Here is a 14,013-nt window from a genome sequence, read left to right as displayed (position 1 = left end):
CCTTTATGCGTTGACGTTGACGACCAGCCTGCCGCGCACCTTCCCTTCGAGGATGTCCTTGGCGTGAATCAGGGCATCGCCCAGCGTGATTTCCTGCGTGATCCGGTCGAGCTTGGCGGGATCGAGGTCACGCGCCAGCCTTTGCCACGCGTCGACGCGCCTTGCCTTGGGCGCCATGACGCTGTCGACGCCGATCAGCTTGACGCCGCGCAGGATGAACGGCGCAACCGAGGTCGGCAGGTCCATGCCCTGCGCCAGGCCGCACGCCGCGACCGTCCCGCCGTAGCGTGTCTGGGCGAGTGCGTTGGCGAGCGTATGCGACCCGACGGAGTCGACCACGCCCGCCCAACGCTCTTTCTGCAACGGCTTGCCGGGCGCGGAGAGCTCCGCGCGATCGATCACATCCGCCGCTCCCAGCGATTTGAGGTAATCCGCTTCGCCCAGCTTGCCGGTCGATGCCACGACCCGGTAGCCCCAAGTGGAGAGAATCGATATCGCCACGCTGCCGACACCGCCGGACGCGCCGGTGACCAGGATGTCGCCGCTGTCCTTCGCCACGCCCTGCTCCTGCAGTGCCATCGCGCAGAGCATGGCGGTGTAACCCGCCGTGCCGATCGCCATTGCTGTCCTGGACGTCATTCCCGCAGGCTGCGCAATCAGCCAGTCACCTTTCAGTTTCGCGCGCTGGGCAAGGCAGCCCATGTGTACTTCGCCGACACCCCAGCCGTTCAGGATGAAGGCATCGCCGGCCTTCCAGTCGGGATGGGAGGAAGCAACAACCTCTCCCGCGCCGTCGATGCCGGGGATCATCGGCCATTTGCGCACAACGGGCGACTTGCCCGTGATAGCGAGGCCATCCTTGAAATTGATCGTCGAATAGTCGACGCGCACGGTGACGTCGCCGTCGGCGGGCAACTGGCCGTCGTCGAGCTGCGTGATACGGGCATTTGTCGTGCCGTCTTCGTTCTTGTTAAGCAGGATCGCGTTGAACATCGCTCGTCTCCTTGATGGGCTGCGGACATATTGTGATGTAAAAAAATGGCGCGCCTCTTGCGAGAACGCGCCATTCGAGGGATTCCTCTACTGCTTGTTACTTGATGGAAGCAAGCTTGGCCTCCAGTGCCTTCAGGTCGACGGCGCCCGGGATGCGCGTGCCGTCGGTGAAGAAGATGGTCGGAGTGCCAGTCACCTTCATCTTCTGGCCGAGGGCGAGGATCTTGTCGTTCGGTGCGGTACAGTTCGCCGGCGCTGCTTCGGGCTGCTTGCCTTTCAGCATCCACTCGTCCCACGCCTTCGAGCGATCGGCGGAACACCAGATGTTGCGCGACTTGACTGTGGAATCCTCGGACAGGATGTTGTACATGAAGGTGTAGACCGTCACGTTGTCCATCTCGTTGAGGGTCTGGCGGAAGCGCTTGCAGTAACCGCAGTTCGGGTCTTCGAAGATGGCGATCACGCGCTTGCCGTTACCCTTCACCATCTTCAGCGCGGAGTCGAGCGGCAGGTCGGAGAACTTGATCTTGTTGATCTCGTCGAGACGCGCCTTCGTCTGGTCCTGGAAGGTCTTGGTATCGACGATGCGGCCGATGAACAGGAACTCGCCCTTGGCATCGGTGTAGAAGATGTCGCCTGCGACACGCACCTCGTACAGGCCGCCGTAGGGCGTCTTCGTGATGGAATCAATCTTCGCGCCCTCGCCCAGGCGGGGTTCGATTGCCTTGCGGATGGCCGCCTCTTGCGCCGACTGCGCGAGTGCGGCGCCTGCAGAAAGGGTGAATGCAGCCAGCGCTGCAAATTGTTTCAGTTTCATCATTGTGTCGGGATTACCCTCTGTAGATCGTTATGACCGTTTTCCCATCGCATGGGAAATCAGCGCTCTTTTTATGACTGGCAATTTGTTGACAAAGTTCAAGCCGATATTGCGCGCGATCCGCACTGGCTCGAAGTCGGCGGAGAACAGCCGCTCCAATCCATCGGTCGCCAACTGCATGAGGAAGATATCCTCCTTGCGCGCGCGCGCATAACGGCCGAGCACCCGCTCATCGCCGCAATCCCGGTGCGATTCTCGCTCCGATACCGCCTTGATAAGCGCCCCGACATCGGCAAAACCGAGGTTCATGCCATGGCCGGCCAGGGGATGCACGACATGGGCTGCGTCGCCGATCAATGCTACCCGAGGCGCGACAATCGCGTGCGGCCGCATCAGCGTGAGGGGGAACGCCTTCACGAGCTCGGGCTGCACCGGACGCAGGTGACCGAGCTGGCCACCGGAGAGCGTCGTGAGGCGTTCGGCCAGTTGGGCGAGCGATTCACCGAGCAGCGTCTCGGCAAGCGCCTCGGGGGCCGACCAGACCAGCGAAACGCGCTGGCCCGGCAAGGGCAGCAGCGCCACGATGCCTTCGCTGGACGTGAACCACTGGAAGGCGGTGCCGTGATGCGGCTTGTCGCATTCGAAATTGGTCACGATGGCGCGCTGGCCGTAAGAACGGTAGTCGATGCCGATATCGCATTGTCCGCGCACCCAGGACTGCGCGCCGTCGGCACCGACCACCAGCGACGCTTCCAGCACGTCGCCATTGTCCAGCCGCACGCTCGCGCCTTGGAGATCGGTGCGCAGCTCGACAGCACGCCCCGTTACAACGCGGAGGTTGGGTGCGAACTTGAGGGCCGCATCAAGGGCGGAGCCGAGGTTGCTGTCCTCGACGATCCAGGCCAGCGCACCCGTGCGGGCGCCGTAAGCATCGAAGGAGATATTTCCCGCCTGCGCGCCGTCGCCCTTGACGTCCATCGCATCGACGGCCGCGACGCGTGACGCGTCCAGCGCCTGCCAGACCTTGAGGGACGTCAGCAGGTCATGCGCGACATGGTTCAGCGCATAGACGCGAACGTCCCAGCTTGCCGCCGCCTGGGCGGGATCGGGACGGCCTTGCGGCGGACTGAGCAGCGTCACGGACAGGCCGGCCTGCGCGAAGCCAAGCGCCGCAGCCTTGCCCACAGCACCGTTCCCGATGACACAAATATTGCTTTGAATTTGCATGAAGCAGGTACCCGGGAGTGACAAAAACAGTAGATTCCGAGGCCATTATAGCGGTTCAAAAAAGTCCCGGCTGCAAAAAGGTCTTGCATATTCCGATAGCTTTGCTATACTTGCGCGCCTTGGCCTGGTAGCTCAGTTGGTAGAGCAGAGGATTGAAAATCCTTGTGTCGGTGGTTCGATTCCGCCCCGGGCCACCAAGAAAAATCAAGGGCTTACAGCGATTTCGTTGTAAGCCCTTTTGTTTTTCCGTCTTCGCCGATTTCTGCCGGCATTGCCGCATACCGGCCGGAAAGCCTGAATAGTCAGTTAGAATTTCCGGCATTGCCTTCCTCCGTGCAATCGGACACCACAACACAATGCGAATTCTCCTAGTTGAGGATGACGAGACCCTGGCCGACGCCCTGTACCGCGCGTTCGTGCAATCGGCCTATGCGGTGGACCTTGTTGCCAACGGCGACCAGGCCGACAAGGCGCTGACCATCCACACCTATGACCTGGTCGTGCTCGATATCGGCTTGCCTGGACTGAGCGGCTTCGATATTGTCCGGCGGCTGCGTGCCCGCAAATCCCGCGTGCCGGTCCTGATCCTTACCGCGCTTGATGCGCTCAGCGACCGGGTTCGCGGCCTGGACCTCGGCGCCGACGACTATCTCACCAAACCCTTCGACCTGCCGGAACTGGAAGCGCGGGTACGCGCCTTGCTGCGCCGGGGCCACGGAAATTCCTCGCCCGATCTGGTCCACGGCAAGCTTCGGCTCGATACTGCCGGGCGCCGCCTGTACCACGACAACCAGCCGATCGAACTGTCCGCGCGTGAACTTGCCGTGTTCGAACTGCTGCTGATGAAGGAAGGCCGCGTCGTCAGCAAGGAGCAGATGGTCAACCACCTTTATGGATGGGGCGACGACGTCGGCCCCAACGCGATGGAAGTCTACGTCTACCGCGTGCGCAAGAAGCTCGAGACCTACGGTTGCCGCATCCGCACGATCCGCGGCATGGGCTACCTGCTGGAACACGATGACAGTCCGGCTGACTGACTTCACGCTGCGGCGAACGCTGCTCGCGTGGCTGCTGGGGCCGCTGGTGGTCCTGCTGCTGCTCGATGTCGCCGTCACGTATTCGTCTTCTGTCCGGTACTCGAACGAAGCGTACGACCGCGCATTGCACGAAATCGCGCGCGAGGTATGCCTGCATGTGCGCTACGACGGCGACCGCCCCCGCCTGGAGATGCCTCCCGGCACAGAGCGGCTGCTGATGGTCGACCAGGACGACAGGATCTTCTACAAGGTCGTCGCCGGGGACGGCAGCCTCGTTGGCGGCGATCCCAGCCTGCCGGCGCCGCTCAAACTTTATGACGGCAGGCCGGCGTTCTACGACGACATGCTGGGCAAAGAGCGCGTCCGGATGGTCGCGGCCCACATGAATTGCGATGAGCGGGAAAAACACGAAACCGTGCTGGTGCAAGCAGCCGAGACGCTGAACAAGCGCAACCGCCTCGCCGGCGACATCCGGGCCAGCGTCTTCATCCCCCAGCTGCTCCTGATTGCCCTGGCGGCAATCGTTGTTTACTACGGCGTGGCGCGCAGCCTGCATCCGCTGCAACTGCTCAAGCGTGCCGTCTCCGACCGCTCCCACCTCGACCTCAGCCCGATCCCGACGACCGGCGTTCCCGGCGAGGTAAGGCCGCTTGTTGAGGAGGTGAACGAGCTGATGCTGCGACTCGGCACGACGCTGAATTTCCAGGCCCGATTCATTGCAGACGCGGCGCATCAATTGAAGACGCCCGTCGCCGGCATCAAGGCACAGATCGAAGTCGCCCTGCGGGAGCAGAATCTCGGCGAAATGCAGCGCTCCCTGGCGCAGCTCTACATGAGCGCCGACCGCCTGTCCCACCTGGTCGGCCAACTCTTGTCACTGGCTCGCAACGAACCGGGCGCCGTCGAATCGCTCGCCCTGCAGCGCCTGGACCTGAACGCCCTGGCGCTGGAGGTGACCATGGAATGGGTGCCGGAGGCATTGAAACGCAATGTCGACCTCGGCTTCGAAGGCGACCAGCCAATCATGATCAAGGGCGATCCGCACCGCCTGCGCGAGCTGATCAACAATCTGGTCGACAATGCGGTGCGTTACAGCCAGGACGGCGGGCATGTGACGGTGCGTGTGGGTGGCGAAGCACAGCCGCAGCTTTCCATCAGCGACGACGGGCCGAAGATCCCGGTAGAAGAACGGCAGCGGATTTTCGAACGCTTCCACCGCCTGCTCGGCACGCATACCGACGGTAGCGGGCTGGGGCTGGCCATCGTCAGTGAAATCGCCTCGCTGCACAAGGCACAGATCACCCTGGAAGAAGATGTCGACGGCATCGGCAATACATTCACCGTCGAATTTCCCACCCCTGACAGCCCGCCGCCGGGCTGACAGCGCGCCGCATTCCCACTGGGTCCGAAGCTGTAAGCTTCGTGACAGGATCCGTTCAGCCTGGCGTAAGGAAGCAGACAGGGAGGAGACAGCCCATTTCCTTATCCTTGTGGACAGTCGAAGACAACCGGTCTTCATCGGTCATCATAAACAAGGAGATGTCATGTCGTTCCTCACGAGCCCGGAATTCTGGGTAGCCCTGTCGCAAATCATCCTGATCAACATTGTCCTCAGCGGCGATAACGCAGTCGTTATCGCGCTTGCATCCCGCTCGCTGCCGCCGAAGCAGCAAAAGATGGCGATCCTGTGCGGCAGCGTCGGCGCCATCGTCCTGCGTATCGTGCTGACCTTCTTCGCGGTCTACCTGCTGTCCCTGCCCTACCTGAAACTCGCGGGCGCCGTCCTGTTGCTGTGGATCGGCGTGAACCTGCTCAAGGGCGAAGATGAGGAAGAAGAGCTCGAAGGACATTCCAACCTCGCCGCCGCCATCAAGACCATTGTCATCGCCGACCTCGTCATGAGCCTGGACAACGTGATTGGCGTGGCAGCGGCCGCCAAGGGCAATATCGTCCTGCTGGTCGTCGGCCTTGCCGTCAGCATCCCGCTGATCATTTACGGCAGCACGCTGATCCTGAAATTGATGAACCGTTTCCCGGTCATCATCACCATCGGTGCAGCACTGCTTGGATGGGTCGCGGGCGAAATGGCGTTCTCCGACCCGGCAGTCAAGGCCTTTGCGGAAGCCCACCACAACCTGCACCTGGTACCGCCGGTCCTCTGCGCCCTGCTGGTGGTCGCCGTCGGCAAATGGCTGCAAAGCCGTGCCCCCAGCGCTTCCGAACCGCTTGAACAACTGAACTGAACGCACGTCTGTCCAACCACAGGGAGAAAACATGGGGCTGAAACAGGTGCTGATCCCGGTCACGCTTCACACGACGGAGCGTCAGCTTCAAAGCGCACTGGCCGAGGCAATCGTCATATACCGGATGGACCCGGATGTGCGTGTGCATTTGTTGAACGTGCAAGTGCCTGTTTCGCGCCATGTATCCGACTTTTTCGATAGCGCCGAGCTGCGCCGCATCCATATGGAAACAGGCATGGAGGAATTGACCGAAGCAAGGTCGCTCCTCGACGCCGCAGCCGTTCCTTACAAGATGCATATCGAGATCGGCCGCACTGCGGAAACCATCGTACGTGTTGCGCAGGAATTCAACTGCAGCAAGATCCTTATGGGACATGCAACGCAGCCAGGACTGCCGGAACGGCTCTTTGGCACCGTCGTGAGCCAGGTCCGGCACCTGCTCCAGGCGGCCTCCAACTGCCAGGTGATCGGTTCCTGACAGTTTTCGCACACAGCGTTACCCCGCCAGCGAGGTGTCCGGATACGCTACCATCCTGATCCATGCGAATAACCGTCATGGATCAGGACCCCGGCTTGGCTGAAGCGATCTGCACGACGCTGCGTGCCGCTGGCCACCTCCCGTACCTGGCTGCCGATGCCCCGGCGGTCCTTGAGCAACTCCGTCACGGAGAAATGGACCTTCTGGTTCTCGATGCCGCCTTGCATCCAGCCACGGTAAAAGACCTTGTCCATGCTGCAAGGCACTCCCCGCACGCCATTCCAGTCCTCCTGCTCAGCCCGCGAGCTGCGGAAAACGAATTGACATCCGCGCTGGAAGCCGGCGCAAGCGATTACCTGATCAAACCCGTCAGGCATGGTGAGCTCGCCCTGCGTATCCAGGTGCTGCTCCGGCGCGCCTATCCCGACCAGCATGCCGGCGAGTCGTTGCGCTTTAATGCGTATTCCTTTGACACCGCCTCGTCGCGCATCGTGAGGGAGGGAAAGACGATCGAGGTGACACAGAAGGAATTCGACCTCGCGCTGCTGCTGTTTCGCCATCTCGGCCGGCCGCTGTCGCGCGCCTATATTCGCGAGACGGTGTGGCCGGGGGAATCCGAGCTGCCATCGCGAACGCTCGACACGCATGTGTCCAGGGTTCGCAGCAAGCTCGGACTGCGTCCCGAAAACGGCTACCGGCTGGCCCCGGTGTACAGCTTCGGCTACCAGCTTGAACAGTTGTCCATGTGAACGAAGCGCATCGTGACAGTGTCCTATACACGTTGTTTCGCGCCACGATAGCGTTTTATTAACAAAAATCCCTCAAGTTATGCTAGGACGCAACAAGCTATAATAGAGGGTCAGGAATTCCCGCACTTAATCCGAATGCAGCTTCTAGCCGTCGGTCTCAACCACACTACCGCGCCCGTCTCGTTGCGCGAAAAAGTCGCCTTCCCGGCCGATACGATCGGCGAGGCAGTCGCTTCCGCGCGCGCCTGGTTCGGGCGCGCTACCGCCTCCGGCACGTCGGACGAGGCTGCGATCCTGTCGACCTGCAACCGTACCGAACTGTACGCGGCCAGCCATATTCCGGGCGGCGTCGATGCGGCAATCGATACGACGGCGCGCTTCCTTGCGGAATACCACAAGCTGTCCTACGCGGAACTGCGCCCCTATCTGTACACCCTGCCGCAGGACAACGCAGTGCGCCACGCCTTCCGCGTCGCGTCCGGCCTGGATTCGATGGTGCTCGGTGAAGCACAGATCCTTGGCCAGATGAAGGAAGCCGTACGCCGCGCGGAAGCCGCCGGCGGCCTCGGCACTTACCTGCACCAGATGTTCCAGCGCACCTTTGCCGTCGCAAAGGAAGTCCGCACCACGACCGAAATCGGTGCGCACAGCGTGTCCATGGCTGCCGCGGCGGTACGCCTGTCGCAGCGCATTTTCGACAAGATCTCCGAGCAAAACGTCCTGTTCATCGGCGCCGGTGAAATGATCGAATTGTGCGCAACCCACTTCGCCGCGCAAAATCCGAAATCGCTAACCGTCGCCAACCGCACCATGGAGCGCGGCGAAGCGCTGGCGCACCGTTTCAGCGGCAAGGCAATCCGCCTGGCCGACCTGCCGGACCAGTTGTCGCACTTCGACATCGTGGTTTCCAGTACGGCATCCTCGCTGCCGATCATCGGCCTGGGCATGGTGGAACGCGCGATCAAGGCGCGTCGCCACAAGCCGATGTTCATGGTCGACCTCGCCGTGCCGCGCGATATCGAATCCGAAGTCGGCCGTCTCGACGATGTCTTCCTGTACACCGTCGACGACCTGGGCACGGCTGTGCAGACCGGCATCGAGAACCGCCAGGCCGCCGTCGCGCAGGCCGAAGCGATCATCGAGACCCGCGTGCAATCCTTCATGCACTGGATCGAGAGCCGTGCTGTCGTTCCAATCATCCGCGAACTGCACGACAACAGCGAAGCCATGCGCGTGGCCGAACTCGAGCGCGCGAAGAAACTCCTGGCCAAGGGCGAGGACATCGACGTCGTGCTCGAAGCACTCTCCAAGGGCATCACCGCCAAGTTCCTGCATGGCCCGCAACAAGCCCTGCACAATGCACAAGGCGACGAACGCGCTCGCCTGGCCACCCTCCTCCCGCAGCTTTTCCGCACCAAGCGCTAGCTGCCGCCCTGCCTCCGGGGACTGTCCGCAGTCCCCGCCCGCGCCGCGTTCCTGCGGCGTCCGACGACTTCACGACCGCATAACGCCATGAAACCATCAATGCTTGCCAAGCTCGACCAGCTTGCCGAACGGCTGGAAGAACTCAACAACCTGCTGATGCAGGAAGGCGCGACGAACGACATGGACCAGTACCGCAAGTTCACGCGCGAACACGCCGAGCTGGGACCGCTGGTCGCGCTGTACAAGGATTACAAGCAGGCGCACGAGGACATCGCCACTGCGAACGAGATGCTTGCCGATCCCGACATGAAGGACCTCGCGCAGGAAGAAATTGCGGCAGCGAAGGCGCGCATCGAAGCGCTGGAAGCCGAGCTGCAAAAAATGCTGCTGCCGAAGGACCCCAACGACGAACGCAACATCTACCTCGAAATCCGTGCGGGCACGGGCGGCGACGAAGCAGCGCTGTTTGCGGGCGACCTGTTGCGCATGTACAGCCGCTTTGCCGAGCGCAACCGCTGGCAGGTGGAAATGGTGTCGGAGTCGCCTTCCGAGATCGGCGGCTACAAGGAAGTGATCGTGCGCATCATCGGCCACGGGGCCTACTCACGCCTCAAATTCGAATCGGGCGGTCATCGCGTGCAGCGCGTGCCCGCGACCGAGACGCAGGGCCGCATCCATACGTCCGCCTGCACGGTAGCGGTGATGCCCGAAGCCGACGAGGTCGAAGACGTCGACATCAACCCGGCGGACATCCGCATCGACACCTTCCGCGCCTCGGGCGCGGGCGGCCAGCACATCAACAAGACTGACTCGGCGGTGCGCATCACGCACATGCCGACCGGCATCGTCGTCGAATGCCAGGACGACCGCAGCCAGCACAAAAACAAGGCATCGGCACTGAAGGTGCTCGCCGCGCGCATCAAGGACGTGCAACTGCGAGAACAGCAGGCCAAGGAAGCAGCGACCCGCAAGTCGCTGATCGGCTCTGGCGACCGCAGCGAGCGGATCCGCACCTACAATTTCCCGCAAGGTCGGATGACGGATCACCGCATCAACCTGACCTTGTACAAGCTCGATTTCATCATGGACGGCGACTTGATCGAACTGACCAACGCGCTACTCGCCGAACATCAGGCAGAATTGCTGGCGGCACTCGCAGACGAGGCATAATTACAAGCGGCCGTCATTGCCATTCCGGAACTTTCCGTGCCGCCACTACTCTGAAAGCATTTCCTTCTTACAACAAAGACCCATGAAAACATCCAAACCGGTGCTAGTTGCTGTTGGTCTCATCGCCCTCGGGCTGGTCGGTTTTGCGCTTTATCTGCAGCATGTGAAGGGCCAGATGCCCTGTCCCCTCTGTGTGATCCAGCGTTACATGTTCATCCTGCTTGCCTTGGTGTGCTTTATTTTCGCCGCCTTGCCGCGGGGCGCCACCAAAGCCGGCGCCAGTCTTGGCGCCCTGGCTGCCTTGGGCGGCGCAGGCGTGGCCGGCTGGCACGTGTGGGTGAAGGCGCACCCGAGCGTATCCTGCGGCATCGACCCACTTGAAACCGCACTCAACCGCTATCCGACGGCGGAGCTGCTGCCGTTCGTGTTCAAGGCGGACGGCCTTTGCTCCGCGGAATATCCAAATATCCTCGGCCTGTCCAATCCGCAGTGGTCGCTGATCTGGTTCCTGACCTTCGCCCTTGTCATGATCTGGGCCGCATTGCGCCGCAGCCGCTGACCGTCCTGATGCAGCCGTTTTCCATCGAGCCCGGCGCTACCCTTGGCAGTCTGCTGCGGCAGCCGCCGCTCGATGCATTCGAAGCACGCATCCTGCTGTCGCATGCGCTGCAACTGTCGCGCGTGCAGCTCATTACTCAATCGGAACGCGCGCTCACCGCGCAAGAATGCAATGCTGTCGCGGCCCTGTTCAGTCGCCGGCTGAATGGCGAGCCGATCGCCTACATCCTCGGCGAACGTGAATTCTTCGGCCTCGCACTGCACACCACGCCCGACGTACTGATACCCCGTCCCGAAACCGAACTGCTTGTCGAACTGGCGCTGGATCGCGTGCCGGACAAGGCGCGCGTGCTCGACATGGGCACCGGCTCGGGCGCCATTGCGATTGCGATTGCCCGCAGCCGCGCCGACGCGACGGTCACCGCCCTCGATGCCAGCGAAGCAGCCCTCGCCGTCGCCCGCTGCAATGCCGGCCGCCATCAGGCAGGCGTGCGCCTGCTCCACAGTGACTGGTACGCTGCGCTCGACAATGAGCAGTTCGACATGATCGTTTCCAATCCGCCCTACATTGTGGCCGGTGACCCGCACCTGTCGCAGGGCGACCTGCGCTTCGAACCTGTCGATGCATTGACCGACCATGGCGACGGATTGCGCGCAATTCGCGCGATCGTGGATGGAACACCGGCGCACCTCATCCCCGGCGGCTGGCTCCTGATGGAGCACGGCTACGACCAGGCAGCGCGGGTGCGGGAATTGCTCATCCATCAAGGTTTTCGCGACGTGCAAAGCTGGCAGGACTTGGCGGGCATCGAGCGCGTGACCGGCGGCGTGCGATAGTGCATCAATCCTGCCTTTTTTGACTGTCAAGACTGGCGCAAACGCCCAATTTGCGTATCATCACCCGCTTGTTTTTACCTTTCTGATTCTCCATGCTGCCATCCATCGAACAACGTCTCGCCCTTGAACTCGCCGCCAAGCCGGTGCAAGTCGCCGCTGCCATCGCCCTGCTGGATGAAGGCGCCACCGTCCCCTTCATTGCGCGTTACCGCAAGGAAGCCACGGGCGGCCTGGACGATACGCAGTTGCGCCTGCTGGAAGAGCGCCTGCGCTACCTGCGCGAGCTCGAAGACCGCCGCGCGGCGATCATTGCTTCGATCGAGGAGCAGGGAAAGATGACGCCGGCACTGCTCGATGCCGTCACTCACGCCGAGGACAAGACCCGTCTCGAAGACCTGTACCTGCCTTACAAGCCCAAGCGCCGCACCAAGGCCCAGATCGCCGCCGAAGCCGGCCTGACGGAACTGGCCGACGCCCTGCTCGCCAATCCGACATTGACCCCGGACGAGGAAGCCGCCAAGTACATCAAGCCGGCCTTCACGACCGACAACGGCGACAACCCCGGCGTACCGGATGCGAAGGCTGCGCTGGATGGCGCCCGCCAGATCCTGATGGAGCGCTTCGCCGAAGACGCGACGCTGCTGCAATCCCTGCGCGAGTACCTGACCGACCACGGCGTCGTCGAGTCCAAGGTCGTCGAGGGCAAGGAAGACGCGGGCGCGAAGTTTGCCGACTACTTTGATTACTCCGAAACCATCGGCACCATCCCGTCGCACCGCGCGCTCGCCCTGTTCCGCGGACGCCGCGAGGAAATCCTGAACGTTTCCCTGCGCCTCGACAGCGAGGAAGAGAAGCCGAAGTGGGATGCGCCCCACAACCCCTGCGAGAGCCGCATCGCTGCCCGTTTCGGTGTCAGCAGCAAGGGCCGCCCCGCTGACAAGTGGCTGTGTGACACGGTGCGCTGGGCATGGCGGGTGAAGGTGTTCATGCACCTCGAAACCGAACTGATGACCAGCCTGCGTGAGCGTGCCGAAATCGAAGCGATCAACGTCTTCGCGCGCAACCTGAAAGACCTGCTGCTGGCCGCCCCCGCTGGCCCCCGTGCCACCATGGGCCTGGATCCAGGGCTGCGTACTGGCGTCAAAGTGGCCGTGGTTGATGCCACCGGCAAGGTGGTCGACACCACGACCATTTACCCGCACCAGCCGCGTAATGACTGGGAAGGCTCGCTGCACACGCTGGCACTGCTTGCACGCAAGCACAACGTCTCGCTGATCTCGATCGGCAACGGCACCGCGTCGCGTGAAACCGACAAGCTGGCACAAGACCTGATCAAGCTGCAGCCGGAGCTCAAGCTGACCAAGATCGTCGTATCCGAAGCGGGCGCGTCGGTCTATTCCGCCTCCGAGTTTGCCTCGCGCGAATTGCCGGAACTCGATGTGTCACTGCGCGGCGCCGTTTCCATTGCGCGCCGCCTGCAGGATCCGCTGGCCGAGCTGGTCAAGATCGATCCGAAGTCGATCGGTGTCGGCCAGTACCAGCACGACGTCAGCCAGTCGCAGCTCGCGCGCTCACTGGACGCCGTAGTCGAAGACTGCGTGAACGCCGTCGGTGTGGACGTCAACACGGCCTCTGCGCCGCTTCTGGCGCGCGTATCGGGCCTCAACGCCAGCGTGGCGCAGAGCATTGTCAACTATCGCGACATGAAAGGCATGTTCGCCTCGCGCGCTGCACTGCTGTCTGTACCGCGCCTCGGTGAAAAGACCTTCGAACAGGCAGCGGGCTTCCTGCGCATCATGAACGGCGACAATCCGCTGGATGCATCCGCCGTGCACCCGGAATCCTATCCTGTCGTCGAAAAGATCCTGGCTGACATCAAGAAGGATGTGAAAGGCGTCATCGGCGACGCAAAGCTGCTGAAGTCGGTCGTTCCCTCGAAGTACGCGGACGAGAAGTTCGGCGTGCCGACCATCACCGATATCCTGAAGGAACTCGAAAAACCCGGCCGCGATCCGCGCCCGGAATTTACCACCGCGACCTTCAAGGAAGGCGTGGAGGACATCAAGGACCTGCGTCCGGACATGATCCTCGAGGGTGTGGTGACCAACGTGGCCGCGTTCGGTGCCTTCGTTGATATCGGTGTTCACCAGGACGGCCTCGTGCATATTTCCGCACTGTCGAATACCTTCGTGCGTGATCCGCACACGGTCGTCAAAGCGGGCCAGGTAGTCAAAGTGAAGGTGCTGGAGGTGGATGAGAAACGCCGCCGCATTGCCCTCACGATGCGTCTGAATGACGCGGCGCCTACGCCGGGTGCGCGCCCTGAACAGCGTGGCGACCGCAACGATGCACGCCGCCTTTCGCAGCATCAGCAGCGGGCCCCGCAACCCGCGGTGAACAACGCGATGGCCGCGGCATTCGCCAAGCTGAAAGGCTGACGCGCCCTTTCCATTACGAATCGGCGGGATTTCACCGTGAC

The 14,013-nt window shown here is 62.2% G+C and carries 13 protein-coding genes and 1 tRNA gene; 11 read left to right on the top strand and 3 right to left on the bottom strand.

Annotated features, from left to right (window positions below; genetic code table 11):
- Positions 1–3 precede the first annotated feature (3 nt).
- From ACNOHI_RS11885 to ACNOHI_RS11875, 3 genes are all read right to left on the bottom strand, one after another.
- Positions 4–993 (bottom strand): MDR family oxidoreductase, encoded by a 990-nt coding sequence (locus ACNOHI_RS11885; RefSeq protein ID WP_420474867.1) that lies wholly within the window; start codon positions 991–993, stop codon positions 4–6.
- Between the two features lie 97 nt (positions 994–1,090).
- Positions 1,091–1,810 carry a DsbC family protein gene (locus ACNOHI_RS11880; protein WP_420474866.1) on the bottom strand — a complete coding sequence of 240 codons (720 nt, stop codon included), beginning with the start codon at positions 1,808–1,810 and terminating at the stop codon, positions 1,091–1,093.
- 30 nt (positions 1,811–1,840) lie between these two features.
- Positions 1,841–3,037 carry a UbiH/UbiF family hydroxylase gene (locus ACNOHI_RS11875; protein WP_420474865.1) on the bottom strand — a complete coding sequence of 399 codons (1,197 nt, stop codon included), beginning with the start codon at positions 3,035–3,037 and terminating at the stop codon, positions 1,841–1,843.
- Between the two features lie 121 nt (positions 3,038–3,158).
- On the opposite strand from ACNOHI_RS11875, the gene ACNOHI_RS11870 reads away from it, so the two are divergent.
- The 11 genes from ACNOHI_RS11870 to ACNOHI_RS11820 all read left to right on the top strand — a co-directional run bounded on the left by ACNOHI_RS11870 (position 3,159) and on the right by ACNOHI_RS11820 (position 13,972).
- Positions 3,159–3,234, top strand: a tRNA-Phe gene (locus tag ACNOHI_RS11870).
- A gap of 159 nt (positions 3,235–3,393) precedes the next feature.
- Complete coding sequence (locus tag ACNOHI_RS11865; protein WP_420474864.1) at positions 3,394–4,074, top strand: response regulator; 681 nt, start codon at positions 3,394–3,396, stop codon at positions 4,072–4,074.
- Positions 4,055–5,455, top strand: coding sequence for a sensor histidine kinase (locus ACNOHI_RS11860; protein WP_420474863.1), 1,401 nt, complete (start codon positions 4,055–4,057; stop codon positions 5,453–5,455). Before ACNOHI_RS11865 ends, ACNOHI_RS11860 begins: the two co-directional genes overlap by 20 nt.
- A 163-nt stretch (positions 5,456–5,618) precedes the next feature.
- Positions 5,619–6,317 (top strand): TerC family protein, encoded by a 699-nt coding sequence (locus tag ACNOHI_RS11855; RefSeq protein WP_420474862.1) that lies wholly within the window; start codon positions 5,619–5,621, stop codon positions 6,315–6,317.
- Positions 6,318–6,348: 31 nt separating this feature from the next.
- Positions 6,349–6,795, top strand: a complete 447-nt coding sequence (locus ACNOHI_RS11850; RefSeq protein ID WP_420474861.1) for a universal stress protein — start codon at positions 6,349–6,351, stop codon at positions 6,793–6,795.
- A gap of 62 nt (positions 6,796–6,857) precedes the next feature.
- Complete coding sequence (locus ACNOHI_RS11845) at positions 6,858–7,544, top strand: response regulator transcription factor (RefSeq protein ID WP_420474860.1); 687 nt, start codon at positions 6,858–6,860, stop codon at positions 7,542–7,544.
- A 135-nt stretch (positions 7,545–7,679) separates the two neighbouring features.
- On the top strand, positions 7,680–8,969 hold the full coding sequence (gene hemA / locus ACNOHI_RS11840; RefSeq protein ID WP_420474859.1) for a glutamyl-tRNA reductase: 1,290 nt from the start codon (positions 7,680–7,682) through the stop codon (positions 8,967–8,969).
- A gap of 87 nt (positions 8,970–9,056) precedes the next feature.
- Positions 9,057–10,139, top strand: a complete 1,083-nt coding sequence (prfA, locus tag ACNOHI_RS11835) for a peptide chain release factor 1 (protein ID WP_420474858.1) — start codon at positions 9,057–9,059, stop codon at positions 10,137–10,139.
- Between the two features lie 82 nt (positions 10,140–10,221).
- Positions 10,222–10,698, top strand: a complete 477-nt coding sequence (locus ACNOHI_RS11830; RefSeq protein ID WP_420474857.1) for a disulfide bond formation protein B — start codon at positions 10,222–10,224, stop codon at positions 10,696–10,698.
- Positions 10,699–10,706: 8 nt separating this feature from the next.
- Positions 10,707–11,534, top strand: coding sequence for a peptide chain release factor N(5)-glutamine methyltransferase (gene prmC / locus ACNOHI_RS11825; protein ID WP_420474856.1), 828 nt, complete (start codon positions 10,707–10,709; stop codon positions 11,532–11,534).
- A gap of 92 nt (positions 11,535–11,626) precedes the next feature.
- A complete protein-coding gene (locus tag ACNOHI_RS11820; RefSeq protein ID WP_420474855.1) occupies positions 11,627–13,972 on the top strand; it encodes a Tex family protein in 2,346 nt (781 codons plus the stop codon).
- Positions 13,973–14,013 lie beyond the last annotated feature (41 nt).

The organism is Noviherbaspirillum sp. ST9 (assembly GCF_048799745.1).
GTDB lineage: Bacteria > Pseudomonadota > Gammaproteobacteria > Burkholderiales > Burkholderiaceae_D > Noviherbaspirillum.
This window is presented reverse-complemented; position numbering and strand designations above follow the sequence as displayed.

Bases quoted from the DNA above. Each gene is read 5' to 3' on its own strand.
- ACNOHI_RS11885 (WP_420474867.1), bottom strand. From the start codon at position 993: ATGTTCAACGCGATCCTGCTTAACAAGAACGAAGACGGCACGACAAAT.
- ACNOHI_RS11880 (WP_420474866.1), bottom strand. From the start codon at position 1,810: ATGAAACTGAAACAATTTGCAGCGCTGGCTGCATTCACCCTTTCTGCA.
- ACNOHI_RS11875 (WP_420474865.1), bottom strand. From the start codon at position 3,037: ATGCAAATTCAAAGCAATATTTGTGTCATCGGGAACGGTGCTGTGGGC.
- ACNOHI_RS11865 (WP_420474864.1), top strand. From the start codon at position 3,394: ATGCGAATTCTCCTAGTTGAGGATGACGAGACCCTGGCCGACGCCCTG.
- ACNOHI_RS11860 (WP_420474863.1), top strand. From the start codon at position 4,055: ATGACAGTCCGGCTGACTGACTTCACGCTGCGGCGAACGCTGCTCGCG.
- ACNOHI_RS11855 (WP_420474862.1), top strand. From the start codon at position 5,619: ATGTCGTTCCTCACGAGCCCGGAATTCTGGGTAGCCCTGTCGCAAATC.
- ACNOHI_RS11850 (WP_420474861.1), top strand. From the start codon at position 6,349: ATGGGGCTGAAACAGGTGCTGATCCCGGTCACGCTTCACACGACGGAG.
- ACNOHI_RS11845 (WP_420474860.1), top strand. From the start codon at position 6,858: ATGCGAATAACCGTCATGGATCAGGACCCCGGCTTGGCTGAAGCGATC.
- hemA (WP_420474859.1), top strand. From the start codon at position 7,680: ATGCAGCTTCTAGCCGTCGGTCTCAACCACACTACCGCGCCCGTCTCG.
- prfA (WP_420474858.1), top strand. From the start codon at position 9,057: ATGAAACCATCAATGCTTGCCAAGCTCGACCAGCTTGCCGAACGGCTG.
- ACNOHI_RS11830 (WP_420474857.1), top strand. From the start codon at position 10,222: ATGAAAACATCCAAACCGGTGCTAGTTGCTGTTGGTCTCATCGCCCTC.
- prmC (WP_420474856.1), top strand. From the start codon at position 10,707: ATGCAGCCGTTTTCCATCGAGCCCGGCGCTACCCTTGGCAGTCTGCTG.
- ACNOHI_RS11820 (WP_420474855.1), top strand. From the start codon at position 11,627: ATGCTGCCATCCATCGAACAACGTCTCGCCCTTGAACTCGCCGCCAAG.